Source organism: Streptomyces echinoruber (assembly GCF_014651135.1).
In the GTDB taxonomy this organism is placed as follows: domain Bacteria; phylum Actinomycetota; class Actinomycetes; order Streptomycetales; family Streptomycetaceae; genus Streptomyces; species Streptomyces echinoruber.
Window position 1 is genome coordinate 62,058 of sequence record NZ_BMWH01000015.1, and the last position, 24,852, is coordinate 86,909.

At 72.4% G+C, this 24,852-nt stretch carries 24 protein-coding genes and 3 pseudogenes; 14 read left to right on the forward strand and 13 right to left on the reverse strand.

The genetic code is table 11. From position 1 onward, the window contains the following. Positions 1–6: 6 nt before the first annotated feature. Complete coding sequence (locus IE225_RS18265) at positions 7–216, forward strand: toxin-antitoxin system HicB family antitoxin (protein ID WP_190058618.1); 210 nt, start codon at positions 7–9, stop codon at positions 214–216. 4 nt (positions 217–220) lie between these two features. Here IE225_RS18265 and IE225_RS18270 read toward each other — a convergent pair whose 3' ends face one another. Continuing rightward, positions 221–1,672: an NCS2 family permease gene (locus tag IE225_RS18270; protein WP_190058619.1), complete on the reverse strand. Its 1,452-nt coding sequence runs from the start codon at positions 1,670–1,672 to the stop codon at positions 221–223. A gap of 333 nt (positions 1,673–2,005) precedes the next feature. On the opposite strand from IE225_RS18270, the gene IE225_RS18275 reads away from it, so the two are divergent. Both IE225_RS18275 and IE225_RS18280 read left to right on the forward strand, forming a co-directional pair. Next, on the forward strand, positions 2,006–2,335 hold the full coding sequence (locus tag IE225_RS18275; protein WP_229879671.1) for a DUF2530 domain-containing protein: 330 nt from the start codon (positions 2,006–2,008) through the stop codon (positions 2,333–2,335). Between the two features lie 256 nt (positions 2,336–2,591). After that, a complete protein-coding gene (locus IE225_RS18280; protein WP_190058620.1) occupies positions 2,592–5,090 on the forward strand; it encodes an HAD-IC family P-type ATPase in 2,499 nt (832 codons plus the stop codon). Here the strand turns inward: IE225_RS18280 and IE225_RS18285 are convergent. After that, the gene (locus IE225_RS18285) at positions 5,056–5,877 is read right to left on the reverse strand and encodes a hypothetical protein (RefSeq protein WP_190058621.1); all 822 of its coding nucleotides are present in this window, start codon (positions 5,875–5,877) and stop codon (positions 5,056–5,058) included. The genes IE225_RS18280 and IE225_RS18285 overlap by 35 nt on opposite strands. A gap of 471 nt (positions 5,878–6,348) precedes the next feature. On the opposite strand from IE225_RS18285, the gene IE225_RS18290 reads away from it, so the two are divergent. Next, positions 6,349–6,861 (forward strand): hypothetical protein, encoded by a 513-nt coding sequence (locus tag IE225_RS18290; RefSeq protein ID WP_190058622.1) that lies wholly within the window; start codon positions 6,349–6,351, stop codon positions 6,859–6,861. On the opposite strand, the gene IE225_RS18295 is transcribed toward IE225_RS18290, so the two are convergent. After that, positions 6,839–7,186 carry a hypothetical protein gene (locus IE225_RS18295; RefSeq protein ID WP_190058623.1) on the reverse strand — a complete coding sequence of 116 codons (348 nt, stop codon included), beginning with the start codon at positions 7,184–7,186 and terminating at the stop codon, positions 6,839–6,841. The two genes, IE225_RS18290 and IE225_RS18295, sit on opposite strands and share 23 nt — an antisense overlap. Before the next feature lie 125 nt (positions 7,187–7,311). Between IE225_RS18295 and IE225_RS18300 the strand changes: the two genes are divergently transcribed. Beyond that, positions 7,312–7,572, forward strand: a complete 261-nt coding sequence (locus IE225_RS18300; RefSeq protein ID WP_190058624.1) for an integrase core domain-containing protein — start codon at positions 7,312–7,314, stop codon at positions 7,570–7,572. Between the two features lie 216 nt (positions 7,573–7,788). Here the strand turns inward: IE225_RS18300 and IE225_RS18305 are convergent, their stop codons facing one another. After that, the gene (locus tag IE225_RS18305) at positions 7,789–8,523 is read right to left on the reverse strand and encodes a hypothetical protein (RefSeq protein WP_190058625.1); all 735 of its coding nucleotides are present in this window, start codon (positions 8,521–8,523) and stop codon (positions 7,789–7,791) included. 78 nt (positions 8,524–8,601) lie between these two features. After that, positions 8,602–8,951, reverse strand: a pseudogene (locus IE225_RS18310) (helix-turn-helix domain-containing protein); the annotation flags it as partial. A gap of 179 nt (positions 8,952–9,130) precedes the next feature. Here IE225_RS18310 and IE225_RS18315 point away from each other — a divergent pair. Next, a pseudogene (locus IE225_RS18315) lies at positions 9,131–9,340 on the forward strand (transposase); the annotation flags it as partial. Positions 9,341–9,555: 215 nt separating this feature from the next. Here IE225_RS18315 and IE225_RS18320 read toward each other — a convergent pair. The 5 genes from IE225_RS18320 to IE225_RS18340 all read right to left on the reverse strand — a co-directional run bounded on the left by IE225_RS18320 (position 9,556) and on the right by IE225_RS18340 (position 15,429). Next, entirely contained in the window at positions 9,556–10,482 is a 927-nt protein-coding gene (locus IE225_RS18320; protein WP_190058626.1) for a hypothetical protein, read from the reverse strand. Between the two features lie 264 nt (positions 10,483–10,746). Then, positions 10,747–13,995, reverse strand: a complete 3,249-nt coding sequence (locus IE225_RS18325) for a sacsin N-terminal ATP-binding-like domain-containing protein (RefSeq protein ID WP_229879674.1) — start codon at positions 13,993–13,995, stop codon at positions 10,747–10,749. Positions 13,996–14,025: 30 nt separating this feature from the next. Next, on the reverse strand, positions 14,026–14,235 hold the full coding sequence (locus tag IE225_RS18330; RefSeq protein ID WP_190058628.1) for a DUF397 domain-containing protein: 210 nt from the start codon (positions 14,233–14,235) through the stop codon (positions 14,026–14,028). An 88-nt stretch (positions 14,236–14,323) separates the two neighbouring features. Continuing rightward, positions 14,324–14,533 carry a DUF397 domain-containing protein gene (locus IE225_RS18335; RefSeq protein WP_190058629.1) on the reverse strand — a complete coding sequence of 70 codons (210 nt, stop codon included), beginning with the start codon at positions 14,531–14,533 and terminating at the stop codon, positions 14,324–14,326. Beyond that, complete coding sequence (locus tag IE225_RS18340) at positions 14,530–15,429, reverse strand: helix-turn-helix domain-containing protein (RefSeq protein WP_190058630.1); 900 nt, start codon at positions 15,427–15,429, stop codon at positions 14,530–14,532. Before IE225_RS18340 ends, IE225_RS18335 begins: the two co-directional genes overlap by 4 nt. 155 nt (positions 15,430–15,584) lie before the next feature. Between IE225_RS18340 and IE225_RS18345 the strand changes: the two genes are divergently transcribed. The 3 genes from IE225_RS18345 (at position 15,585) to IE225_RS18355 (ending at position 17,914) form a co-directional block, all read left to right on the forward strand. Continuing rightward, on the forward strand, positions 15,585–16,130 hold the full coding sequence (locus tag IE225_RS18345; protein WP_190058631.1) for an ATP-binding protein: 546 nt from the start codon (positions 15,585–15,587) through the stop codon (positions 16,128–16,130). Positions 16,131–16,535: 405 nt separating this feature from the next. Further along, on the forward strand, positions 16,536–17,456 hold the full coding sequence (locus IE225_RS18350; RefSeq protein WP_190058632.1) for an RpnC/YadD family protein: 921 nt from the start codon (positions 16,536–16,538) through the stop codon (positions 17,454–17,456). 137 nt (positions 17,457–17,593) lie between these two features. Next, a complete protein-coding gene (locus IE225_RS18355; RefSeq protein ID WP_308432522.1) occupies positions 17,594–17,914 on the forward strand; it encodes an RpnC/YadD family protein in 321 nt (106 codons plus the stop codon). A 21-nt stretch (positions 17,915–17,935) separates the two neighbouring features. On the opposite strand, the gene IE225_RS18360 is transcribed toward IE225_RS18355, so the two are convergent. Further along, positions 17,936–18,871, reverse strand: a complete 936-nt coding sequence (locus IE225_RS18360; RefSeq protein ID WP_190058633.1) for a DUF3027 domain-containing protein — start codon at positions 18,869–18,871, stop codon at positions 17,936–17,938. Between the two features lie 336 nt (positions 18,872–19,207). Here IE225_RS18360 and IE225_RS18365 point away from each other — a divergent pair, with 336 nt between their 5' ends. The 4 genes and pseudogenes from IE225_RS18365 (at position 19,208) to IE225_RS18380 (ending at position 23,054) form a co-directional block, all read left to right on the forward strand. Further along, a complete protein-coding gene (locus IE225_RS18365) occupies positions 19,208–20,611 on the forward strand; it encodes an MFS transporter (RefSeq protein WP_190058634.1) in 1,404 nt (467 codons plus the stop codon). 219 nt (positions 20,612–20,830) lie between these two features. Next, positions 20,831–21,298 carry a DUF2771 domain-containing protein gene (locus IE225_RS18370; protein ID WP_190058635.1) on the forward strand — a complete coding sequence of 156 codons (468 nt, stop codon included), beginning with the start codon at positions 20,831–20,833 and terminating at the stop codon, positions 21,296–21,298. After that, positions 21,295–22,029 (forward strand): annotated as a pseudogene (locus tag IE225_RS18375) (futalosine hydrolase); the annotation flags it as partial. The gene IE225_RS18370 and the pseudogene IE225_RS18375, both read left to right, overlap by 4 nt. A gap of 167 nt (positions 22,030–22,196) precedes the next feature. Beyond that, entirely contained in the window at positions 22,197–23,054 is an 858-nt protein-coding gene (locus IE225_RS18380; protein ID WP_190058637.1) for a 1,4-dihydroxy-6-naphtoate synthase, read from the forward strand. Positions 23,055–23,277: 223 nt separating this feature from the next. Here IE225_RS18380 and IE225_RS33915 read toward each other — a convergent pair whose 3' ends face one another. After that, positions 23,278–23,658 carry a cold-shock protein gene (locus IE225_RS33915; protein WP_190058638.1) on the reverse strand — a complete coding sequence of 127 codons (381 nt, stop codon included), beginning with the start codon at positions 23,656–23,658 and terminating at the stop codon, positions 23,278–23,280. 182 nt (positions 23,659–23,840) lie between these two features. Between IE225_RS33915 and IE225_RS18390 the strand changes: the two genes are divergently transcribed. Continuing rightward, positions 23,841–24,104, forward strand: a complete 264-nt coding sequence (locus tag IE225_RS18390) for a hypothetical protein (RefSeq protein ID WP_190058639.1) — start codon at positions 23,841–23,843, stop codon at positions 24,102–24,104. Between the two features lie 112 nt (positions 24,105–24,216). Here the strand turns inward: IE225_RS18390 and IE225_RS18395 are convergent, their stop codons facing one another. Next, the gene (locus IE225_RS18395) at positions 24,217–24,852 is read right to left on the reverse strand and encodes an HAD family hydrolase (protein WP_268250004.1); all 636 of its coding nucleotides are present in this window, start codon (positions 24,850–24,852) and stop codon (positions 24,217–24,219) included.

The window sequence follows — 24,852 nt, forward strand, 5'->3', positions numbered from 1 at the left end:
GTGCCCATGGCGACCAGCGTGCTCAGCCTGCGCATAGACCGCGACCTGCACGAGCGGCTCCGCGCCCGCGCCGCGAAAAGAGGAATGAGCGTCCAGGACTACGTGGTCCGGACGCTCATTCGGGACGACTTCGACGAGCGGTTCCAGGCCGCCGTCGAGGAGACGGAGGAGTTCTACGGGGTCAACGGGATCAACGGGGTCGACAGGGTCACCTGAGGGCTCACGTCAGACCCAGGGCCGGCATCAGGTAGTAGAAGGCGAAGACCGCGGCCACCACGTACATCGCCGTCGGCACCTCCCGGCCGCGGCCCGCCGCCAGGCGCAGCACCACGAAGGTGAGGAAGCCCATGCCGATGCCGTTGGTGATCGAGTAGGTGAACGGCATCATCAGCATCGTCACGAACGCCGGGATCGCGATCGTGTGGTCCGCCCAGTCGATCTCCTTCACCGACCCCGCCAGGATCAGGAAGCCCACCGCGACCAGCGCCGGGGTGGCCGCCTGGGACGGCACCATCGTGGCGACCGGCGCCAGGAACAGCGCCAGCGCGAACAGGCCGCCGGTGACGACGTTGGCGAAACCGGTGCGCGCGCCCTCGCCGACGCCCGCGGTGGACTCCACGAAGCAGGTGGTGGCGGAGGAGGAGCTGGCGCCGCCCGCGGCCACGGCGATGCCGTCGACGAAGAGGACCTTGTTGATGCCGGGCATCTGCCCCTGGGCGTCGGTCAGCTTCGCCTCGTCGCTGACGCCCATGATCGTGCCCATCGCGTCGAAGAAGCACGACAGCAGCACGGTGAAGACGAACAGGACGCCGGTGAGCACGCCGACCTTGTCGAAACCGCCGAACAGGCTGACCTTGCCGATCAGGCCGAAGTCGGGGGTGGCGACGGGGTTGCCGGGCCACTTCGGGGTGGTCAGGCCCCAGGAGGGCACCTTGGCGACCGCGTTGATCACCACGGCGAGCGCGGTCATGGCGACGATCGAGAGGAGGATCGCGCCGGGCACCTTGCGCACGATGAGCGCCAGCGTCAGCAGCGTGCCCAGCACAAAGACCAGCACCGGCCAGCCGTTGAGGTGGCCGCCGCTGCCGAGCTGGAGCGGGACGGTGGTCTGCGCGGCGTCCGGGATGCGGGAGACGAAGCCGGAGTCCACCAGGCCGATCAGCATGATGAACAGGCCGATGCCGATGCCGATGGCCTTGCGCAGCCCGTAGGGCACGGCGTTCATCACGCGCTCGCGCAGCCCGCTGGCCACCAGCAGCATCACCACGAAACCGGCCAGCACCACCATGCCCATGGCGTCCGGCCAGGACATGCGCGGCGCGAGCTGGAGCGCGACGACGGAGTTCACGCCGAGGCCGGCGGCCAGCGCGATCGGGACGTTGCCGACGACACCCATCAGCAGCGTGGTGAACGCGGCCGTCAGGGCGGTCGCGGTGACCAGCTGACCGTGGTCGAGCTGGTGCCCGTACATGTCCTTGGCGCTGCCGAGGATGATCGGGTTGAGCACGACGATGTACGCCATCGCGAAGAAGGTGGCGAGACCGCCGCGCACTTCACGGGAGAGCGTGCTGCCCCGTTCGGAGATCCGGAAGAAGCGGTCGAGGGGACCGTAGGCGGGTGCGGCCCCCGGCTGCTCGGGCGCGGGGACCTTGGCGGGAGCCGAGGTGGACATGCGGAACCTCATCACCAACGGGTTCCCCCGACCCCTGTTGGCGTTTCCTACGAACAGAAGCGGCCAGACACAAACGGTTTCAGTATGAACATATGAACGACGCCCATGCCAATCTCCGCGCGTAGAGACGCGGTCCACGTGACCGGACTCACGGCCCGCGGACCCGCACCTCTCGGCTCGCGCGCCCGCACTCCCGCACTCCCGTACTCCCGGGCTCCCTGGTTCCCGGCCTCCCTGGCTCCCGGGCTTGCGTGTCCGCGTCCCTCCCTGCCCGCGCGCCCGCGCACTTCCGGGCCCGCGGGCCCGCACCCCCGGCCTGCGTAAGCTGTCCCCATGGCCAAGTGGACCCCCAAGCACGAGGCGCCCGAACCCCTGGAAGGGCCGGTCGTCGCCACCGTCACCGGCGGCACGATCGTCTGGTTCGTCCTCTTCCTCGTGCAGCTCCCCTTCTACGGCTGGTTCCACGACCACGGCCACACCTGGTGGCTGTGGACCTGCCTGGCCGGCGGGGGCCTGGGCCTGATCGGCGTCTGGTACGTCCGGCGGCGCGACGCGGCCCTGAAGCGCGCGGCGGCCGCCGAGGCCGCGACGCGGGAACAGCAGGAAAAGCGGGAGCAGCGGGAGCAGCAGCCGCAGCAGGAGCAGGGACCGCAGAGGCCGTAGCGGCCGTAGCGGCCGTAGCGGCCGCACCAGTCACACCAGCCCTGTCAGCCCCGTCAGCCCCGCCAGGAGCAGCAGTCCCGGCAGGCCCCCGAGCAGCCCACGTCCGCCGAATAACCCCGCGTCCCACGCCTCGCACCCGCCGCCGCCCGCCCGGTCGGCGGCGGTACAACCAGCGCACGACACCCGCTCCTCCCCGAGTCGGAACTTCCGCCCGGCCGGGCGGTGAGGACACGCGTCCGCACGTACCGTCGAATCCATGACGCACGCCGACGCCGACGCGGACGCCGCGCCCGGCCCCGCGCGCCCCGGGCCGGTCCGGACCCGGGCGACCGGGCTGAGCGCCGCCGAGGTGGCGCGGCGCGTCGCGCGGGGCGAGGTCAACGACGTCCCGGTGCGCAGCAGCCGCTCCCTGACCGAGATCGTCCGCGCCAACGTCCTCACCCGCTTCAACGCGATCATCGGCGTGCTGTGGCTGGTCATGCTGGTGGTCGCGCCGATCCAGGACGGCCTCTTCGGCTTCGTGGTCCTCGCCAACACCGGCATCGGCATCGTCCAGGAGTGGCGGGCGAAGAAGACCCTCGACTCCCTCGCCGTCATCGGCGAGGCCCGGCCGACCGTGCGCCGGGACGGCACCGCCGTCCGGGTCGGCACCGACGAGATCGTCCTGGACGACCTGCTGGAGGTCGGCCCCGGCGACAAGGTCGTCGTCGACGGCACGTGCGTCGAGTCCGACGGGCTGGAGATCGACGAGTCGCTGCTGACCGGCGAGGCCGACCCCGTCGTCAAACACCCCGGCGACACCCTGATGTCGGGCAGCTTCGTCGTCGCGGGCGGCGGCGCCTTCCAGGCCACCAGGGTGGGCCGCGCGGCCTACGCCGCCCAGCTCGCCGAGGAGGCCTCCCGCTTCACCCTGGTCCGCTCCGAGCTGCGCACCGGCATCTCCACCATCCTGAAGTACGTCACGTGGATGATGGTCCCGACCGCGCTCGGCCTGGTCGTCAGCCAGCTCTTCGTCCAGCGGCACGGCGTGAAGGACTCCGTCGCCCGCACGGTCGGCGGCATCGTGCCCATGGTCCCCGAGGGGCTGGTGCTGCTGACCTCCGTCGCCTTCGCCATCGGGGTGGTCCGGCTGGGCCGCAGGCGGTGCCTGGTGCGGGAGCTGCCCGCCATCGAGGGCCTGGCCCGCGTCGACACCGTGTGCCTGGACAAGACCGGCACCCTCACCGAGGGCGGCCTGGACGTCACCGGGCTGCGCGTCCTGAACGACGGCGACGAGGCATACGTCCGTACGGTGCTCGGCGCGCTCGGCGGAGCCGATCCGCGCCCCAACGCCTCCCTCGCGGCGATCACCGACGCCTTCCCCGACACGGCGGGGTGGCGCCGCACCCGGGCGCTGCCCTTCTCCTCCGCCCGCAAGTACAGCGGCGCCTCCTTCCTCGACGGCGACGACGGCGGCGGCTCCGACGACGACGGCGCCGGCAACGCTGACGCCGACGGTGAGGAAGTCACCTGGCTGCTGGGCGCGCCCGACGTGCTGCTGCCCGAGGGGGACCCGGCCCTGGCGGAGACCGACCGGCTCAACGAGCAGGGGCTGCGCGTGCTGCTGCTCGCCCGGGCCCGCCGCGGCCTCGACGACCCCGAGGTCGCCCGGGACGCCGAGCCGACCGCGCTGGTGGTGCTGGAGCAGCGGCTGCGGCCGGACGCCGCCGACATCCTGCGCTACTTCGCCGCGCAGCACGTGCGCGCCAAGGTCGTCTCCGGCGACAACGCGGTGTCGGTGGGCGCGGTCGCCGCCAAGGTCGGCCTCGACGGCGCCGTGGTGGACGCGCGCCGGCTGCCGGCCGGGCGGGAGGCGATGGGGCGGGCGCTGGAGGCGGGCACGGTGTTCGGGCGGGTCACCCCGCGGCAGAAGCGGGAGATGGTGAACGCGCTGCAGGCACGCGGGCACACGGTGGCGATGACCGGCGACGGCGTCAACGACGTGCTCGCCCTGAAGGACGCGGACATCGGCGTGGCGATGGGCTCCGGCTCGGAGGCCACCCGGGCCGTGGCCCAGATCGTGCTGCTCGACAACAGCTTCGCGTCCCTGCCGTCGGTGGTCGCCGAAGGCCGCCGGGTGATCGGCAACATCACGCGCGTGGCGACGCTGTTCCTGGTGAAGACGGTGTACTCGGTGCTGCTGGCGCTGCTGGTGGTGTGTTGGCAGGTGGAGTACCCGTTCCTGCCCCGGCACCTGACCCTGCTGTCCACCCTCACCATCGGCGTGCCCGCCTTCTTCCTCGCCCTCGCCCCCAACGCCGAGCGCGCCCGGCCGCACTTCGTGCGGCGGGTGATGCGCCACTCGGTGCCCGGCGGGGCGGTCGCCGGCCTCGCCACCTTCGCCACATACCTGATGGCCCGTCACCACTACACCGGGCCGTACCAGTTGAACGCCGAGACGAGCGCGGCGACGCTGACCCTGTTCCTGGTGTCGATGTGGGTCCTGGCGATCGTCGCCCGCCCCTGGACCTGGTGGCGGATCGCCCTGGTCGCCGCGATGGGCGCCGCCTTCCTGCTGGTACTGGCCGTGCCGTGGCTGCAGCGCTTCTTCGCGCTGCGGCTGGTGGGGATGGAGATGCCCTGGACCGCGGTGGGAGTGGCGGTGGTGGCGGCGGCCGCCCTGGAACTCCTGTGGAGGTGGGTCGACCGCCGCTTCCCGGTCCAGGTGTCCCGTTCGGGGGTTACTGCACGTCGACGTAGTCGCCGGTGGCGTTGACCGCCGGGGTGGTCGAGGTGCCGGCGAAGCTGAAGCGCCAGTAGCCGTCGTACTGGGCGGTGGCGGTGGCCTTCAGGTTGCCGTACGCGTCCGAGTAGACCGTCTTGACGGTGGTGTACGTGGTGGTGCCCGCCTTGCGGAACTGCAGCTTGACCGGCTGGTTGGCGTAGCCGTGGTACTGGTGGTCCTCCCAGTTGGCCCGCGACAGCTTGCCGGTGGTGGTGAGGGTCTTGCCCTTGCCGACGGGCTCGGGGCCGGCGTTGGCGGTCAGCTTGGAGTAGCGCTGCACCAGGGTGGTGGCCAGGTCGCCCTGGTCCTTGAAGCCGACCTTGCCCATGTCGGGGTTGTTCGGATCCTGCCCGTTGAAGGCGGTGGCCTCGGCGGCGAGCTTCCAGCTTCCGGCGTCGGCGTTCTGCAGGTCGCCGTCGGCCGGGTAGATGTCGACCGTGCCCTCGCAGGTGGCGGTGGTGGACGAGGTGACCGTGCAGGTGGCGAAGTCGTCGCCCTCCAGCGTCTTGGCCGGGTCGTCCAGGGTGCCGCGGTAGAGGTAGGCGTCGGTGTAGAAGTCGTCCGCGGTGATGTCCACACTCGCGTCGTGGGTCAGCGTGTAGGTGTACGTCGCGCTGACCTCGTTGGTGGTCCCCACCTTGACCGTCGAGGCGATCTTGACGTTGGAGAAGCTCACGCCCAGCGTGTACGGCGTGCCGGCGGCGTGGGCGGCCGGGACGGCGAGGGCGGAGAGGGCCAGGGCGCCGGAGACGGCGGCCACGGTGGCTCGAATGCGCATGTGGTTCCCCAGGAGGAGAAGTCGATCGGGGAGTCTGACTGACTCACGCGATCAGACCCACGAGACGTCCGCGCAGTTGTAGGGCGTGATCGCGATTTTGTCGTCACCTGCACCGCCCTTGGCACAGCGATTGCCCAGGTGGCCGGAAATTGACGACGACCGCCCCCGGCCGCCCCGGCCGACCCAGGTGGCTCCGGGGCCATCCGGCGCCGACGGGGAAGCCACCGTCGACCGCCACCACGGCCGCGCCCACCCGTCGAACGGGCGGGATGCTCAATTGATGCTCAGATCTCCCGGCTGGGCTTGCCGGATCGGTCCGTTACCCGCGAGTGTCGTGATCACGCCCGCCACCGGGGGACGACAGCGGGCGTGAAGAACGGTGCCTGCAAGTGGATCGTCTCCCGCCACGGGAGCGCCGAGCTCCCGGCGCTCCCGCCCTGTATCGGCCACTCGTGAGTCGAGGACGATCTGATGAAGCCTTCCCTGTCGGCCGTCGGCCTGTCGGTCGTCGGCCTGTCGGCCTTGGCGCTTGTGCCGGCCTGTTCCGGCGGTGCTCACCCCCGGGCGGCCCCTGCCCACGGGACGACGTCGGCCACGGCCGGAGCGACGACGGGAACCGGTGCGCCCCGCTCTTCGGCGCAGACTCCGACACGCTCGGACCGCCTTCCCGATCCGGTCCGGTCTCCGATCCCCACCGGATCGAAAGCGCTGTACACGGGGTCGGGTCACGGCGCGGCCGATGTCACGCTTCCCGCATCAGCGGGGAAATCCCCGTCCGTCACCGTGATGTGGACATGCGCCGGCCCCTCCAAGTTCGACATCACCGCTGCAGGAAAGACCCTCGCCGGGTCTCAGTGCGGTGACGGGAGCGGCGTGTTCACCGCTGAAATACCGCACACCCATATCCACGAACTGACGTGGAAGCTCTCGGCGGCCGATTCGGTGATCTGGCGGATTGCCGTCATCCAACCGCCCGGGAACTGACGCGCTCGTGCCTGGCAGGCGGTGAGACGTCGAGTTCGCAAGCGCCGAACTCGCCGCCAGGAAGGACACGTTGCGACATGAACGGTACCCCGGGCCAGGCTCGCGTCACGGCCACGGAAACGGGCCCGGACTCCAGCACCCGCTTGGTCGGCTGCCGCGGCAGCCCGCCCTCGCCGGTCAGCCGCAGCCCGTCCGTGCGGGCGCAATCCACCAGCATTGCGATCAACCGCTCGTCCGTCGCCGTACTCGACGGCGCCTGGACCGACTGCTCAGCGGGCTCGTGCTCAACGACGGTGCCGGTCATCTCCGGCGTCTCCTTGATCATCAGATCCGCGTTGATCAGACACTCCCCAACGCGGGGCGGCCAGGTCGGCGGGGTCATCTTCCACACCGACCGCGGCAGCGCATACACGGCCGAGGCGTTCCAGCAGCTGCGCCCGGTGGGGCGTCGTGCAGTCGATGGAGCGAGTCGGGTCGGCGCTGGACAACGCCGCCGTGGAGTCGTTCCACTCGGTACTCGAGGTCGAATACGTCCACCGGCGCACCTTCGCGACGCGGGCCGAGGCGAGGCTGAAGATCGCCACGTGGATCGCGGACTTCTCCCACATCAGGCGGAGGCACAGCGCAGCCGACGGGAAGCCGCCCATCACGTTCGAACGGATCATCCAAGAAGCGCGGACCGAGACCGATCAGGAAGACCGGGCCGCATAACCAACGTCGCTACGCAACCAGGGGATTGACACCCAGGGCAAGCAGCACGTGCGCATGTCCGGCGAGGAAGGCCCGCCCTCCGTCCTTCTGCCCGGCCCCATGCACCTCCCGATCCTCCCAGCCGCACCGGTGGGCGCGTGCCGCCTGCGCCGGCGCCGGACAGGGTGGGTGACGCGGCCGGCAGATGTCCGGCCACAGCACACCCGGGCTGTTCCCTCAGGCGACCGCGGTGCCCGGTTCGGTCGCCGCCCGCGCGTTGCGCAGGAGTACCAATGCGGCGCAGGCGATACCAGCGCCGGCCGGGACGACAGGCCACCACGGCGGATTGCCGTTGTCCCGGGCTGCCGAGACAAAGACGAGAATCAGGCACACGGCCAGGCCGGTCACGACGCCGAAGATGTCGGCGTGCAGGCGCTCACCCACGTCGAGGCGGGCCCGTCCCCGCCGGCCAAGCAGGCGGGCCAGCAGCGCGGTGACCACGACGATGGTGTACGCCATGGCGAGCGGGTACAGCAGCGGGGACACGACGAGGAGGAAGCCGTCGCCGGTCCAGGCGCTGTGGACGGTGTACTCGTCGATCTGCACGACCGTGTCGTGCCACATGCCGAGCCGCACCTGCTGCCCCTCGGCGAAGGAGGGAGCATCTTCCACCGTCACGGTTCTGGTCGCTCCGTCGGCCCGCACGATGACGTCGTCACTGGACCAGAAGTCTTTGTGACTGCAGTCCGTGTCCTGACCGGCCCCCGTGCAGCGCTCGTGGGTGATGTGCTGTACCCCTGCCACGGTCGCCCGCACGGTGCGCAGTCCTCCGGTGGCGCGCGCCACGGCGATCGCTGTCTCCTCGTAGGTCCGCACGGCGAAGAAGGCGACGATGAGCACCATCACGCAACGAAACAGCCCAAGCAACACGCGCCCGAGAAGATCCCGGCTCCGTTCCTTCGTCTCCGGCACAACGCCCCCTCCCCGCTCCCAGGTCCAGCATGCCCTCCCCGGCGAACGCCGACACGGTCTTGGAAGGCTTCCCGTTCCGCTGCGGCCGACCCGGCCCCAGGTCCTGGCCCGCGGCGGCGTCATCGACTGCCCGGCCTCGTCCTCAAAGGAGATCCACGCACCCCGCTCGGCCGCTTCTCTTCCACCTGCGGCCGGACCTCCTTCTTCCACCGCTCCACCGCACCGTCGTCCCGCTCGATCGCGCGACGGTCCGGCTGCTGCCAGGACCAGCCGTGCCGCTTCAACAACAGCCAGGTGCCCTCGACCGTGTACGAGACGTGGAACAGCCGACCGATCAGCGTCTTGATCCGCGCCAGTGTCCACCGCTGGTCCGGCCACCCGTGCGCGAGCCGACCACGCTCCAACTCCCGCTCCAGCCGCTCCCTTTGGACCGGCCCAGGGATGGTGTCCCGCCGAGTGGTGCAGCCGGTCGAGCGACGGAGACGCGCGGGGTATCTGCTCGGGGCGTGCACCCGCTGTCCGTGACTGCTCCCTGACTCCCTGAACAGAGGTGGGCCATCGCGCAAGTCTCCCTGGTGAACGGGCAGTTCGACCGGAGGAGCACACGATGGCCTGGTCCCGGTCCGACCTGATGCGGCTGCTGAAGTCACTCCGTACGGCCGACGGAGTTGAGACGATCAGGGTGGTGTGCGAGCGCATCCCGCAGGAGCTCATCGAGGCCGAGGCCACTGAGGTCATCGGCGCCGCCCCGGGCGAGCACTCCGGGAAGCGCACCACCTGGCGCAACGGCCATCGGGACAGGCTGCTGACCACCGAGGACGACCCGCAGCTTCCCCCGCCCGAAACGAACCAGCTCGGCCAGTGACTCCACCACTACAGGGGACATGACCCGGGGATCGTCGTCCTGGTGGTTCTCCGCGCTCCGGCGGCCGGTGCGGTGTGGGTGCTCACTCGGCGCTGAGCGTCGTCCAGCACGCCCCGGCGGCAGGACCTCAGCAGGTCCTGCCGCCGGGCATCAGAGGTGCTTCCGTGTCACTGCACGTCGACGAAGTCGCCCGTGGCGTTGACCGCCGGGGTGGTCGAGGTGCCCGCGAAGCTGTAGCGCCAGTAGCCGTCGGTGGAGGCGGTGGCGGTGGTCTTCAGGTTGCCGTACGAGTCGGTCTTGATGGTCTTCAGCGTGGTGTAGGTGCTGGAGCCCTTCTTGCGGAACTGCAGCTTGACCGACTGGCCGGTGTAGCCGTGGTACTGGTTGTCCTCCCAGTTGGCGCGGGAGAGCTTGCCGGTGATCGTGATGGTCTTGCCCTTCCTGACCGGCTCGGGCGAGGCGTTGACCGTCAGCTTGGAGTAGCGCTGCACCAGCGTGGTGCCGAGGGGGCCCTGGTCGGCGTAGCCGACCTTGGTGATGTCGAAGCTGTCGCTGTTCGGGTCCTGCCCGTTGTAGGCGATGGCGAGGGCCGCGCCGTGCCAGGTGCCCGCGTCGGAGTTGAACAGCTCGCCCTCGGCCGGGTAGACGTCGATCAGGCCCTTGCAGGTGGCCGTGGTCGACGAGGTGGCGGTGCAGGTCGCCGGGGCGTCGCCGAACAGCATGTTGTCCGGCGTGTCGAAGGACCCCTTGTAGATGTAGGGGCCGGTGAGGAAGTCGTCCGCGGTGATGTCCACGTCGGCGCCGTGGGTCAGCGTGTAGGTGACCGTGGTGGAGACGTGGTTGGTGGTGCCGACCTTGACCGCCGAGGCGATCTTGAAGTTCGAGAAGGTGACGTTCAGCGCGTAGGGGGCGCCGTCGGCCGGGGAGGCGGCGGTGTACGTCGATTTGCCGGAGGCGGCGTGCGCCGCGTGCAGGACCTTCGCGACATCGGCGCGGTAGGAGGAGGCGGAACCGTCCGCCTGCGCGGCAGGCACGGCGAGGGCGGACAGGGCCAGGGCGCCGGAGACGGCTGCCACAGTGGCGCGAATGCGCATGCGTTCCCCCAGGGGAGAAGTGATCGTGGAGTCTCTTGACTCGCGTGATCAGATCTTCGGCGGGAACGAATGGTTGTACGGGAGATGAAGAAAAAGTGAGGGAAGTGTCGAGGGCGCGCCGCGCTCCCCGCGGCGCGCCCTCGACGGGTGATGGGACCGGCCGGTCAGTGAGGCCGGCCACCTGGCGGAACCAGCCGGTCGGCGGAACCAGCCGGGCGACGGGACCGGCCGGGCGACGGAACCAGCCGGTCGGCGGGGCGTCGGTCAGTCGAACCAGCGGTCCCGTGCCAGTTCCTCCGTCCGTGACGGGTCCTCCAGCAGCGCGGCCACCTCGAAGCGCCGCGGCCACTGGCCGGCCGCCCAGGCCAGCCCGGCGGCCACGCCCTCCAGGGTGGCGGCGTGCACGACGCCGTCGGAGGTGAGCCGCCAGTCCAGTTCGACGCCGTCGACGACGAGTTCCTCATGCTCGACGTAGGTCGCCGGGGTGCGCGGCCCGAGCAGCACCCGCACCGAGTCGGGGACGTCGTGCTCGGTGCCCTCGGAGTGCACCTCGCCGGTGACGGATTCGCTCAGCCGCCGCACCTGGAACAGTTCCGCCAGCTCCGCGGCCCGCGCGGGCCGCACCGGCAGCAGCGGCACGCCGGAGGTGAACGGCAGCAGGTCGGGCGAGTCGCACACCACGGCGTCGGCGGCGTCCACGACCTCCACCCGCCCGTCGACGACGGCCCGCAGCTCGTCCGGCAAGGTCACCTGCTCCGGGTCCAGGTCGGCCAGCAGCGTGTAGATCGCGTGCAGTTGGGCCGGGCCGACCGGGCGGTCCGGGTCGGCGAGCCGGTCCAGCAGCTCGGCCGCGCCGCCCGGCTCGTCCAGCAGCGCCGCCACCGAGGTGCGCACGCCGAGCGCCCGCAGCACCTGCTCGTCGTCGAACCCGGTCGCGTCGGCCTCGTCGTACAGGCCCGCGAGCAGCGGATCGCCGCCGGCCACGCGCAGGCCCGCCGGGCGGCGGCCGTCCAGGACGGGGTGCCCGCGCAGCCACCAGGCGGTGTAGGGCCGTGCGACCTCGTGGGTGCCGTCGGGCAGCAGGACCCGCACCGGCTGCACGAGCGCGTCGCGCAGCGGCGGCCGCGACAGCAGGGCCAGGGCCTGCGGCCACTTGTCGTCGTCGACGAGGTCGAGGTCGCGCACGGCGACGATCTCGGTCGCCACCGGCGGCACCGGGGTGTCGGGGAAGCGGTCCAGGACGTCCTCGCACCACACGTCGACGGCGTCCAGCAGCCCCACGTCGTCGGGCTCGGCCCAGTCGCCGTCGCGCGGTTCGAGTTCGTCGGGGTCGAGGACCACGTCGGTGGCGCGCACCAGCGCGAAGGTCACCAGCACACCGCAGGCGGCCAGCGTCTCCTCGCCCCACTTCTCGGCCAGGTCGGCGTCCACGCAGGCGAGTTCGCCCTCACGCATGACCTGCGCGAACGGGCCGCCGGGGAAGACGAGTTCACCGGCCGGGGCGAGTTCGCCGTCCTCGTCGGGCAGGGCCAGGGCGCCCAGCCAGGGCTCGTCGCCGGGTTCCAGGTGCGCGTCGCGCACCAGCGTGAGCACCGTGTCGGCCAGTTCCTCCGGGTCGAGGGTGTCCTCGTCCCAGGCGCCGGAGTCCGCGTCCAGGCTGGCGGCCACCGCGGCCCGCACCTGCGGGGTGGTGAGCACCGCCCGCGCCGTCGCGGGCAGCGCGCCGAGCTTCTCCAGCAGCGGGTGCGCGGCGTCCGGGTGGGCGACCTTCAGGCCGAGCCGGGCCAGCACCTCCGGGTCGATGCGGACGGCGTCCGGGGTGGGCAGCAGCACCTGCCGGGGCCCGATCGTGGTCCGCACTCCCCCAGTGCTGGACGCCTGGGAGGTACCCCCAGCGAGCGGCACCGGCAGCCCGGTCAGCCGGTCGGGGTCGACCCCGGCGAGGCTGTCGTACAGCCGCCACCACCACTCGGGGCTCTTCTCCAGCCCGGCCAGCCGGTCGATCGCCTCGGTCAGCGGCACCCGCGCCACACCGAGCACGCGCAGTTCCGCGCGCCGCTCCAGGCCGGCCGGCAGCAGCGTGGGCAGCACGTCGGCGAGGACCCGTACGGTCTCCGCGCCGGCGCCCTCCACGACCTCCGCGTCCCGGGGCCGCAGCGCCTCCGGCAGGTCGTCGGTGTCCGGCCCGCCGGGCGGCAGCGCGGGCGGCAGGAACGCGGTGCGCGGCAGCCGCTCCAGGATCGCCTGCCGCAGCCTTCCGTCCAGCTCCCCCTTGCCGAGCGGTCCGGGCACGAGGTCGATGATCCCCTCGGTCACCGGCCGCCAGGCGGCCAGCAGCTCGGCGTAGGCGTCGGCGGCCCGCTCCACGAGGAAGTCGGTCAGCGGGCCGGGCGCGGTGTGCCGGCGGGTGCTGTCCATCGGGAAGGACGCGATGAGCAGCGCGGGCACGCCGAGGGGCTCGTCGCTGGGCGTGGGCGCGTGCAGCACCGGCGCGGTGCCGGGGCGCCGCGGGGAACCGTCGGCGGCGACGGGCACCGCCCAGGTCACCGACCAGTGCGGCCGCAGCCGCTCCTCCACCGGCCGGTCCGCCAGCAGCTCCGGGGGGAGCGGGCCGTGCGCGGACGCCGTACGCCACCGGGTGGTGCCCATGGGGGTCCCCCCGCTCGAGCGAAGCCGAGAGGGGGGGAGCGAGTCCTCGACGACCGTGCAGCCGTCCTCGTCGCGGCGGACCAGGGTGCGCGGGGCCTCGTCGCCGATCTCCACGACGACCTCGGCCAGGCCCGGCAGCGTCAGCAGCAGCGCGTCGTCCACGCCGCGCAGCAGCCGCTCGGCCAGGTCGGCGGCGGCCGCGTCGCGCAGCGGCAGGATCACGACCGTGTCGTACGGCTCGGGCGCGGCGCCCTCCGCGGCGAACGGCAGCCGCAGCAGCGGCACGTGCCCCGCCCGGCGGCGGATCTCGTCGCCCAGGCCGGGACTGTGCCGGGCGGTCTCCTCCGCGAGCTGCCGCGCCTCGGCCAGCGACCAGCGCACCCCGCCGTGCAGGCCCACCACGGCCGGCTCGTCGGTGACGGTCAGGACGGCGGCGAACCCCACTCCGAACCGGCCCACGGACGGCGTGTCCCGCTTCGCCGACGCGCGCAGGGTGGACAGCGACTCCACCCCCGCCGCGTCCAGCGGCGCGCCCGTGTTCGCGGCGACCAGCACGCCGTCGCGCAGCGTCAGCCGCAACCGGCCGGGCACGCCGGCGCGGGCCGCCGCGTCGGCGGCGTTCTGCGCCAGTTCGACGACGAGCCGGTCCCGGTAGCCGCCCAGGACCAGGTCCTCCTCGGCGTTGGCGTCCTCCCGGAACCGGGCCGGGCTGGTCGCCCACGCGTCCAGCACCCCGCGCCGCAGACGCGCGGTCCCGAACGGGTCCGCGCCCTCGGCGGCGGGCCGCACGAACTTGCTGCTCACGTTCCCTCTCCTCGTCGACGTGAGCACGAAGGTACCGCCCCTCGGGCGGCGGACGCGCATCGACGGTACGGGGACCGGCCCCGGCGACGGTCAGCCCTCGACGGCGTACGCCACGAACTCCGCCCACGCGGCGGGGGTGACGGCAAGGCGGGGGCCCTGGACGTTCTTGGAATCGCGGATGTGGACGGTGCCGGAGGTGGCGGCGACCTCGACGCAGGAGTTGCCGTCGGGGCCGTCACTGTAGCTGCTCTTGAACCACACCGGCTCGGAAGCGTCTCCGGCGGAGATCTTGCGGATCATGTATCCCTCAGTGGTTGGTCAATGACACGCAGCGACCTTGTGTTGCGCAAGCGCATGAACACGTGCACCGCCGGTACGGAAACCGGGATCAGCGCTCAGCGGCGTACGCCACGAAATCCGCCCACACGGCGGGGGTGACGGCAAGGCGGGGGCCCTGGACGTTCTTGGAATCGCGGATGTGGACGGTGCGGGGGGCTATGGCGATCTCCACGCAGGAGTCACCTTCGCTGCCGCTGCTGTAGCTGCTCTTGAACCATGCCAGCTTGGAGGTTTCCCCGGCCGAGGCGTTGCGCGTCATGTTTCCCCCAGCAGTTGCTCGATGAAGGCCGTTGACTCACGTGGGGTGAGAGCCTGAGCGCGGATGATGCCATACCGCAGTTCCAGGATACGGAGCTGCCTCGGCTCGGAGACCGGTCGTCCGTTGGCCAATGCTGGTGAACGCCCTACAGCCGAACCGTCCTCGAACTTCAGCACCTCGATCCCGCCGTCCACACCGGCATGCTCCTCGCGGTCCATCGGCATCACCTGGAGTTCGACACTGCGCAGCCGCCCCGCCTCCAGCAGGTGCTCGAGCTGGTGGCGCAGCACGTCCTTCCCGCCGAGCGGGCGCCGTAGCGTCCACTCCTCCAGCACGAAGCTGATCTCGGGCGCCGGGTCCCGTTCGAAGACGGCCTTACGGGCCATGCGCGCGGTGACGAACCGCTCCACCTCCTCCTCGGTGTACGCGGGGCGCCGCATCCTGAGCAGCGCACGGGCGTACTCCGGTGTCTGCAACAGCCCGTGGATGTTGAGAGGGTCGTAGAGCTGGAGCTCGACCGCTTTGGCCTCCAGCTTCGCCAGGTCCCGCACCTTCTTCGGGTACCGGACCTTCTTCACGTCCTCCTTCATCGCGGCGAGCAGCCCGCCCGCCCCCAGCACCTCGTCGGCCTTGTCCAGGTACTCGGGCCGGGGGATCCGTTTCCCGCCCTCGATCTTGTAGACGAGGTCCTCGCCGTAGCCGAGGACCTTGCCGAACTCGGCGGCGCGCAGACCCGCCGCCTCCCGGCGCAGTCTCAACTGCCGCCCCACGGTGGCGATGACCGCCAGTCCCCACTCGTCGTCCGGGTCCACCTCCCACCCCGGCTCGTCCGTCTCGCCGATGAGCCGTTCCGTATCCGTCTCGACACCCGTCTTGACGTCCGTCTCGACCGACATCCCGCACCCCTCCGTCGTACGACCGTGCAGCGACGCCCCCTACCCGTACGGGTCGTTCCGACAGTCCGGACACGGCCGGACAACCGCCCGACAGTCACCCTACGTATCAGAGTCGTCACTGTTTACGGTACGCACGCTCCGCCACGCTGGGTGACGTGAACCAGAAAACCGCCACCTCCGAAGCCGAAATCGGCAGCCCCGTCCGCAACTTCAGCGTCCTGCTGTCCCCCACGCCCCGCGGGGCGCGCCTCGCCCGCCTGCTGGCGACCGAGCGGCTGCGCGCCTGGGGATTCCCGCGGGACCCGGCGGAGCACCTCGTGGCGGAACTGGCGGCCAACGCCGCCGCACACGGCCGGGTCGCCGGCCGGAACTTCCGGCTGACGCTCTACGTCGTCGGCGCGACCCTGCGGATCGAGGTGACCGACACCCGCGGGGACCGCCGCCCGCACCTGCGCCACCCCGGCCCGGGAGAGGAGTCGGGGCGCGGGCTGCTGCTGGTCGAGGCGCTCGCCACCCGTTGGGGAGTCGCCGAGGGCCCCTCCCCGCGCAAGACCGTCTGGGCCGAAGTCGCCCTGCCCGCACCGGAACCCGGCCGTTCGTGCTCCGGCGGGACGGGTGCTCTTTCCCAAGGAACACGGGGGCGAAAGAACCCCGCCAAGCCCCCCTCCCCCGCCCGCGGCCGCCCTCACTCGCATGGGTGAACATCCCCAAATCGGCTGGATTCGGGAGCGGTTGCCTGCCCTACGCTCGCCGCAACCCAGCCGCAGACGTGCGTCGGCCCCCGCACTGGGCTGGCATCCCAGCGCGAGGGCCTGACCACCGAGGAAGACAGGACCTTCCTGATGGATACGCAGCACCTTAACGCGCCCTCGCACGCCCGGCCCCGGATTACGGGCGACAACCACCCGAACCGGCGCCCCCACGCCCCCGCTCCGGCGGCCGCATCGTCCCCCGCCCTCCTCCGAGCCCCCGCTCCCGATTCCCCACCGGCCGCCCGGCACCCGCTCCAGACGTGCGACGGCTGCGACCGGGCCCCGTTCCGGGCCCCCCGAGCGGCAGGCAGCCCGCCATACCGACAGAAGAAACGAAAGAAGCGCACCCCTCCCATGGTCAGTTCGTCCCACGAGGCGATGCACCGCATCTTCCAGGACTACCCGGGACTGTTCTCCCGGGTGTCCGAGGTGCTGGGCATCGACTTCTCCCCGCCCACCTCGTTCGCCGTCCTGCCCACGGACCTCACCGAGGCCCGTCCGCTGGAACGCCGCGTCGACACCCTGCTCCGGCTGGAGACGGAGAACGACGATCCGCTGCTCCTGGCGGTCGAGGCCCAGGGAAAGAAGGATCCGGACAAGCCCGCGAGCTGGGCTTACTACGCCTCGTACCTGCTCACGAAGTACCGGTTGCAGCCGATGCTGCTGGTCGTCTGCCAGGACCGCGCCACCGCGGAGTGGGCCGCGCGCCCGGTCCGCTTCGGCCCCCGCCAGTGGCCCCTGCTCACCCTGCGTCCGCTCGTCGCGGGACCGCACAACATGCCGGTGCTCACCGACCCGGCCGAGGTCCGCGAGGACCTCGCGCTCGCCACGCTGTCCGCCATCACCCACGCCACGGATCCGGACATCGGGGCCATACTCAAAACGATGACCACGGTGCTGCAGGACACACCCGCAGCCCTGGCCAACCCGATCATCGAACTCGTCGCACAAGGGCTGGGCAAACTCCCGGCCGCAGAGATCTGGAGGAAGCTGGTGGCCGTGGACCTCTCTTTCTACAAGTCACCCCTCTCCCAGGAACTCCGGGAACAGGGCCGGGAGCAAGGCCGACAGGAAGGCCGACAGGAAGGCCGGGTCGAAGGGCAGACGCAGCGCGCCGCCGAGGACGTCCTGGAAGTGCTGGAGGTGCGCGGCCTCGACATCCCCGAAGCCGTCCGCGCACGCATCCTCGGCTGCGACGACCCCGACACCCTGCGCCGCTGGCACCGACGCGCCGTGATCACCCCCTCGGCCGAGGGGATCTTCACGGACGAGTAAGCCAGGGCCACCGGAACTCAGCCGCAGAAAGACCGGACCGGTTCCGCGCCGCATCCGCAGCCCAGGCCAACCCGATCACCGAACTCATCGCACAGGGCCTGGGCAAACACCCGGCAGTAGAGATCTGGAGGAAGCTGGTGGCCGTGGACCTCTCTTTCTACAAGTCACCCCTCTCCCAGGAACTCCGGGAGCAAGGCCGGGAGGAAGGCCGACAGGAAGGCCGGGTCGAAGGGCAGACGCAGCGCGCCGCCGAGGACGTCCTGGAAGTGCTGGAGGTGCGCGGCCTCGACATCCCCGAAGCCGTCCGCGCACGCATCCTCGGCTGCGACGACCCCGACACCCTGCGCCGCTGGCACCGACGCGCCGTGATCACCCCCTCGGCCGAGGAAATCTTCACGGACGATCAGGATGATCAGGGCAGGCAGGACGATCAGGACGGGCGGCCGGCCGACGGCTGACCGGCCGGCGGCCGGGCGCGGCTACGAGTGCCCCAGTTCCGCCGTCGACTCGTCCGTGGTTTCCGGGACCGAGCCGGAGTCGCGGGCCGGGTGCAGGGGGAGGGGTTCGACGCGGGTCTCGTCCAGGACCGGCGGGGCCGGCTGCGGGGGCTTGGGCATGACCGCGGCCTCGGAGTGGCCGCCGCAGCCGTAGGCGAGGGAGACCACGCGGCCGTCGGCCGGGGAGAACTCGTTGGCGCACACGCCGAAGGCCTGGCCGAGCGAGCCGCCGATCGGCATGAGGAAGCCGCAGCTCACGCAGGTGGCGGGGGCGGCCTGGGCCATCGGGGTCTTCGGGCCGAACGCCTCCTCCCAGCGGTCGGCGGCGGTGTGCAGGCCGTAGCGGGACAGCACCCGGGCCCGGCGCATGCCGAGTTCCTCGGCGACCGCGGCGATCGAGCCGCGGGAGGGCGCCGTGGGCAGGGTGCGCGGCGGGCTCGGGGTGACCTCCGCGTCCTCCGCCTCCGCCAGGTCGGCCATCTCTTCGGAGACGTCGGAGACGGCGGAGTTCGGCGGCGGCTCGTCCGCGCCGGTGTAGCCCGGTTCCAGGCGCAGGTCGTCGGCCTCGGTCGGCAGCAGGTCCCCGGGGCCCAGGTCGCCCGGGCGCAGCCGTTCGCTCCACGGCACCCATTCCGGCGCCAGCAGCGCGTCGGGGCCGGGCAGCAGCACCACCTCGTCGACGGTGACGACCTTCGCGCGCGAGGCGCGGGCCACGGTCACCGCCCAGCGCCAGCCGCGGTAGCCGAGCTCGTGGCAGGCGAAGAAGTGCGTGACGACGCGGTCGCCCTCCGACACCACCCCCGCGTGCTCACCGACCACCCCGGGCGCGGCGGCCTCCTCGGCCGCCGCACGGGCAAGGTCGACGGCCTCGGCGCACAGGCGGTCGGGGGTGCGGCTTCGCGTTGTCGCTGCGCTCACGGGTATCGCTTCTCTCCTACGCCTCTCACGGTGCGCCGGCCCGGCGGCGGGGGCGCGAACGGAGCGGACCTGGGGGCCGCGTCGACGTCCGCGCCGGTGTCGCGCTCGGGCGCACCCACATCACCCATTCTGCGGGATGACACCGGGCGCGCGGCCGAGAACGTTCGCCACGGCGCGCTGTAGGCACGCTACCTGCTCGCGTGCGCCTGGCCTACACCGACGGGTGTTTCCCGCTCCGGACGCCACGGGCCCCGCCCGCCCGGCGTGTCGTGACGCGGCCGGCCGTTATGAGGCCGTAACCCCCCTACACGTCCGCGGAACGGGCACTATGACGGAATGGCAGCCGCAAAGACGGAATTCAAGGGGCGCGACCCGGGCCGCCGGAGCCGCCTGCCCTCGTCCGTCCGCACCGTCGGACGCGCCCTGCGCCTGCCGGTGACCGGCACCGCCCGCGGCATCCGCCGGGTGACCCACGCCCACGGCGCGGGCGAGTCCGGCCTGGGCAAGCTGATCGAACTGCACGCGGTGAACGGCGCCGGCGACGTCATGATCACCGTGGCGCTCGCCTCCACCGTGTTCTTCGCCGTGCCCACCGACGAGGCCCGCGGCCGCGTCGCCCTCTATCTGGCGATCACCATGGCGCCGTTCACGGTGCTCGCCCCGGTCGTCGGCCCGCTCCTGGACCGCCTGCCGCACGGCCGGCGCGCCGCGATGGCCGGCGCGATGCTGGCACGGGCGCTGCTGGCGCTGGTGCTGTCCGGCGCGGTGGTCACCGGCAGCCTGGAACTGTATCCGGCGGCGCTCGGCGTGCTGGTGGCGTCCAAGGCGTACGGCGTGGTCAGAAGCGCCGTGGTGCCGCGCCTGCTGCCGCCCCGCTTCTCCCTGGTCAAGGCGAACTCCCGGGTCACCCTGGGCGGGCTGCTGGCCACCGGTGTCGCGGCGCCGGCGGGCGCGGGGCTGCAGGTCCTCGGCCCGCGCTGGCCGCTGTACGGCGCCTTCGTCCTCTTCGTCACCGGAACGTTCCTGTCGTTCTCCCTGCCGCCGAAGGTCGACTCCGCGAAGGGCGAGGACGTCGCGCTGCTCGCCGCGGACGAGCAGCACCTGCACGGCCCGCGCCGCAGCACCCCGCGCCGCCCCGGCCTGCGCACCGTCGGCACCGCCGTCACCCACGCCCTCGGCGCCAACGCCTCGCTGCGCTGCCTGTCCGGCTTCCTCATCTTCTTCCTCGCCTTCCTGCTGCGCGAGCACCCGCTCACCGGCCAGAGCGCGGCCGTCTCGCTCGGCCTGGTCGGGGTCGCGGCGGGCACGGGCAACGCGCTGGGCACGGCCGTCGGGGCGTGGCTGCGCTCCCGGGCGCCCGAGATCATCGTCGTGACCGTCGGCGCGGCCGTCCTGGGCGCCGCCGTCATCGCCGCCGTCTTCTTCGGCGCGTTCCTCGTCGCCTGCCTCGCCGCCGTCGCCGGTTTCTCCCAGGCCCTCGCCAAGCTCTCCCTGGACGCCCTCATCCAGCGGGACGTTCCCGAACTCGTGCGCACCTCCGCCTTCGCCCGCTCCGAGACGCTGCTGCAGATGGCGTGGGTGCTGGGCGGCGCCGTCGGCATCGTGCTGCCGCTGAACGGGACGGTGGGACTGTCGGTGGGCGCCGTGATCGTGGCGGCGGGCTGGCTGACCACGCTGCGCGGGCTGCTCGCGTCGGCCCGGCGGGGCGGCAGGGCGGCGCAGACGGCGCGGGTGGTGTGACCCGGGGGCGGGCGGTGCACACCGGGAAGGGGTGGGCGGTACGCACCGGGGAGGGCGGGTGGTGCGACCGGGGCACGGGGGTGTGACCCGGGACGGAAGGGACGGGAGGTGCGCTCGGGGCATGAGTGGTGTGACCCGGGGGCGGGGACGGGCGGTGTGACCCGATGCATGCCGGACCCGCGTGGGTGGGGTGGACGGCGCGCCCGATAGCCTTCGGCCATGACCACGCTGCACTCCGTTGGGCGACGCCGCCGCGCCGTCGCCGCCGCCGGCGCCGTTTCCGCCGGACTGCTCGTCCTGTCGGCCTGCGACAAGCCGACGCCGCTGGCCACGCTGACGGTCGGCCGCTCCTCGGTCAGCGAGGAGGCCACCTGCTACCACGACGGCGATGCCCTGAAGCAGTCCGAGACGAAGAAGTGCCTGAAGGCCGACCAGACCATCACCGTGGACCCGGACGAGACCGTGCGCTTCGGCGTCGACCCGGAGATCGCGGACCACGGCTGGACGATCCTGATGAACGGCCAGCCGCTCACCGACTCCAGCAAGAAGACCTACCGCACCATCCCCGGCAGCGTCTTCTTCAACGCGCAGTACGGCGCCACCGGCGACTCGACGATCGTCTCCGTCAAGGAGGGCGACAAGAGCACCCTCGGCGTCTGGTCGTTCAAGCTGAAGAAGGGCGACTGACCACGTTCCCGGCACCGTTCCCGGAACCGTTCCCGGCATCCGCCCCGCGCGTCCTCGTGGCCACCGCGGTCCCCGCCGAGCGGGACGCGGTGGCCGGGGCGTTCCCCGCACCGGTGCGCGAGGTGCGGCACCCCGGGGCACTGCTGCACCGCACCTCCGTCGGCGTCGACCTGCTGGCCGCCGGCGTCGGCCCCGCCCTCGCCGCCGCCTCCACCGCCGCGGCCCTCACCGCCGCCGCCCTCGCCGGCACTCCGTACGCACTCGTCGTCTGCGCCGGCATCGCCGGCGGCTTCCTCCCCGACGCCCCCGTCGGCTCCCTCGTCGTCGCCGACGAGATCACCGTGGCCGACCTGGGCGCCGAGACGGCCGACGGGTTCCTGCCGGTCACCGAGCTGGGCTTCGGCACCGTCACCCACCGCCCGCCCGGGCCGCTGCTGCGGCGGGCGGCCGCCGCGACCGGCGCGCGCACCGGCACCGTCCTGACCGTCTCCACCGTCACCGGCACCGCCGCCCGCGCCGCCGCCCTGCGCGCCCGCCATCCGCGCGCCCTGGCCGAGGCGATGGAGGGCTTCGGCGTGGCCGAGGCGGCCGCCGCGCACGGCGTGCCCGTGCTGGAGGTGCGTGCCGTGTCCAACCCGGTCGGCCCCCGCGACCGCGCCGCCTGGCGCATCCCCGACGCGCTGGCGGCCCTGACGGAGGCGTTCGCGAAGCTCGCGCCCGTCCTGGAGAACCCGGGGATTCCAAAAATCCCGGAGATCCCGGAGAACCCGGAGAACCCGGAGAACCCGGGGGCCCTGGAGGTCCCGGAGAACCCGGAGCCCCCGGAGATCCGTCCCGGAGAGCCCGGAGAGCCCGCAGAGCTCGGAAAGCCCGGAGAGCCCGGAGAGGTGGAACCCGCATGACCGCACCCGGTGAGCAGCCGCTGAAGATCGCCTACTCGCCCTGCCCGAACGACACCTTCGTCTTCCACGCCTGGGCCCACGGCCGTGTCCCCGGCGCGCCCGCGCTCGACGTCACCTTCGCCGACATCGACGTCACCAACGGCATGGCCGAGCGCGGCGAGTACGACGTGCTGAAGGTGTCGTACGCCGTGCTGCCGTACGTCCTGGACGACTACGCCCTGCTGCCCTGCGGCGGCGCGCTGGGCCGCGGCTGCGGACCGCTGGTGCTGACCCGGGAGCCCGGCGCGGACCTCACCGGCCGGACCGTCGCGGTGCCGAGCGAGCGGTCGACGGCGTACCTGCTGTTCCGGCTGTGGGCCGCCGACACCGTGCCCGGTGGGGTCGGGGAGATCGTCGTGATGCCGTTCCACGAGATCATGCCCGCCGTGCGGGACGGCAAGGTCGACGCGGGCCTGGTCATCCACGAGGCGCGCTTCACGTATCAGAACTACGGCCTGCACGCCCTGGCCGACATGGGCGAGCACTGGGAGCGCACCACCGGGCTGCCCATCCCGCTCGGCGCGATCATCGCCCGGCGCTCCCTGGGCGCGGACACGCTGCGGCGGCTCGCCGAGGCCGCGCGCGCCTCCGTGCGCGCCGCCTGGGACGATCCCGGGGCGTCGCGCGCGTACGTCATGGAGCACGCCCAGGAGATGGACCCGGCCGTCGCCGACCAGCACATCGCGCTGTACGTGAACGACTTCACCGCCGACCTGGGCCAGGAGGGCTACGCCGCCGTGCGCGGACTGCTCACGCGCGCGGCGGCCGAGGGACTGGTGCCGCCCCTCGGCCCGGACGCGCTGGCCTTTCCCTGAAACGCCCCTCCCAAGCGCCCTCCCGGAACGCCCTCCCGGAACGCCCTTCCGAAGCGCCCTCCCGGAGTGCCTCCCGGAACGGGTGAGAACACCTGAACGGGCGAGAGCACCTGGACGGGTGAGGGCGGGCGTAGGCGGGCGCGGGCGGTCCCGCGCGTCGATCCGGTGGCCGGCCGGTCGGTCGCCGGCCGGCCCGGTGGCGGTGGTGGTGGTGGCCGGTCGGCTACACGTCGAGCTGGTCGGCGACCGCCCGCAGCAGCCCGGCGATCTTGCGGCCCTGGGCCCGGTCCGGGTAGCGGCCCTTTTCGAGCATCGGTGTGATGTTCTCCAGCAGGGTCGTCAGGTCCTGGACGATGGAGGCCAGTTCGTCGGGCTTCTTGCGCTGCGCGGCGGCGACCGAGGGCGTCTCCAGCAGGGTCAGGGACAGCGCCTGGTCGCCGCGCTGCCCGGCGACGACGCCGAACTCCACCCGCTGGCCGGGCTTGAGCGTGTCTACTCCGGCGGGCAGGACCGAGGAGTGGACGAAGACGTCACCGCCGTCGTCGCGGGAGAGAAAGCCGAAGCCCTTCTCGCTGTTGAACCACTTGACCTTGCCGGTAGGCACGTCTGTCCTCGTCCTCGTACTCGTCGGAAAACTGCTTCTGAAACGGCTCTGGGACAGCTCTTCACAAGCTGTCGATAAGAAGAGCGGGCCGCACGACCCGCCGCTACCAAGGCTAATGGTCCCGGGGCCGGTGACAAGACGTCGCCGGCCCGTTCCCTTGCGCTGGGAACTACCCTGGTCCGGTGCGTGACAAAACCCAACCGAATTCCGCCGCGCCCGGCGATCGGCTCGTCCGCGCCGGTGCGATCGTCTTCTTCGTCGGCGCGCTGGCCACCCTCGTCACGGTGGCTCCGCTGTTTCTCGGTGTGAAACCGTTTCCGACCTACATGTTCGGACTGAGCATGCTCATGGCCGTCGGTTTCCTGCTGGCCGGCGCGGGCCTGCTCCGCTCGATCGCGGAGAGCCGCCGCCAGGCGCGGAAGTCGTCGCGCAAGCCGGTGGGTTAGCAAGGCTGTGGGTTAGGCGGCACCCGGGCCGACCGAGCGACGCCCAGGTCGGTCAGGCGGCACCCGAGTCGGTCAGTCGGCGCCCGGGTCGGTCAGTCGGCGCCCGGGTCGGTCAGTCGGCGCCCGGGCGGGCCGGGCGGCCCGGGCCGCCCGAGCCGAGGTGGCCGGCCAGCCACCGCGGGAAGGCGGTCAGGTCGGGCAGGACCACGTCCGCTCCGGCCGCCCGCAGCTCCCGCTCGCTGCACGGCCCGGTGGCCACGGCCACCGAGAGGGCCCCGGCGGTACGGGCGCCGCGCACGTCCCCGACGTGGTCGCCGACGTACACGCTCGCGCCGTGCTCCCGCAGCGCCTGCGCCTTCTGCTCCGCCCACAGGTCGCCGACCACCGCGTCGGCGTCGATGCCGAGGTGCTCCAGGTGCAGCTTGGCGTTCGGCTCGTGCTTGGCGGTGACCACGATCGCCCGCCCGCCGGCCTCCCGCACCGCGGCCACCGCCTCCCGGGCGCCGGGCAGGGCCGGGGTGGCGGCCACCGCGTGCGTCGGGTACATCGACCGGTACAGGTCCGCCACGTCCCGGACCCGGTCCGCCGGGAACCAGTTGACCAGCTCCTGCTCCAGCGGCGGCCCCAGCCGCGTGATCGCGAGGTCGGCGTCGATGTACGTCCCCGTCCGCTCCGCCAGCGCCAGGTAGCAGGCGCGGATGCCCGGGCGGGAGTCGATGAGCGTCATGTCCAGGTCGAATCCGACGAT

Excerpts from the sequence above, each read along its gene's own strand:
- IE225_RS18275 (WP_229879671.1), top strand. The coding sequence starts at position 2,006 with ATGGCCAAGTGGACCCCCAAGCACGAGGCGCCCGAACCCCTGGAAGGG.
- IE225_RS18380 (WP_190058637.1), top strand. The coding sequence starts at position 22,197 with ATGACCGCACCCGGTGAGCAGCCGCTGAAGATCGCCTACTCGCCCTGC.
- IE225_RS18365 (WP_190058634.1), top strand. The coding sequence starts at position 19,208 with ATGGCAGCCGCAAAGACGGAATTCAAGGGGCGCGACCCGGGCCGCCGG.
- IE225_RS18325 (WP_229879674.1), bottom strand. The coding sequence starts at position 13,995 with ATGCGCGTCCGCCGCCCGAGGGGCGGTACCTTCGTGCTCACGTCGACG.
- IE225_RS18280 (WP_190058620.1), top strand. The coding sequence starts at position 2,592 with ATGACGCACGCCGACGCCGACGCGGACGCCGCGCCCGGCCCCGCGCGC.
- IE225_RS18290 (WP_190058622.1), top strand. The coding sequence starts at position 6,349 with ATGAAGCCTTCCCTGTCGGCCGTCGGCCTGTCGGTCGTCGGCCTGTCG.
- IE225_RS18295 (WP_190058623.1), bottom strand. The coding sequence starts at position 7,186 with ATGATCAAGGAGACGCCGGAGATGACCGGCACCGTCGTTGAGCACGAG.
- IE225_RS18330 (WP_190058628.1), bottom strand. The coding sequence starts at position 14,235 with ATGATCCGCAAGATCTCCGCCGGAGACGCTTCCGAGCCGGTGTGGTTC.
- IE225_RS18270 (WP_190058619.1), bottom strand. The coding sequence starts at position 1,672 with ATGTCCACCTCGGCTCCCGCCAAGGTCCCCGCGCCCGAGCAGCCGGGG.
- IE225_RS18350 (WP_190058632.1), top strand. The coding sequence starts at position 16,536 with ATGGTCAGTTCGTCCCACGAGGCGATGCACCGCATCTTCCAGGACTAC.
- IE225_RS18370 (WP_190058635.1), top strand. The coding sequence starts at position 20,831 with ATGACCACGCTGCACTCCGTTGGGCGACGCCGCCGCGCCGTCGCCGCC.
- IE225_RS18265 (WP_190058618.1), top strand. The coding sequence starts at position 7 with ATGGCGACCAGCGTGCTCAGCCTGCGCATAGACCGCGACCTGCACGAG.
- IE225_RS18340 (WP_190058630.1), bottom strand. The coding sequence starts at position 15,429 with ATGTCGGTCGAGACGGACGTCAAGACGGGTGTCGAGACGGATACGGAA.
- IE225_RS18335 (WP_190058629.1), bottom strand. The coding sequence starts at position 14,533 with ATGACGCGCAACGCCTCGGCCGGGGAAACCTCCAAGCTGGCATGGTTC.
- IE225_RS18320 (WP_190058626.1), bottom strand. The coding sequence starts at position 10,482 with ATGCGCATTCGCGCCACTGTGGCAGCCGTCTCCGGCGCCCTGGCCCTG.
- IE225_RS18285 (WP_190058621.1), bottom strand. The coding sequence starts at position 5,877 with ATGCGCATTCGAGCCACCGTGGCCGCCGTCTCCGGCGCCCTGGCCCTC.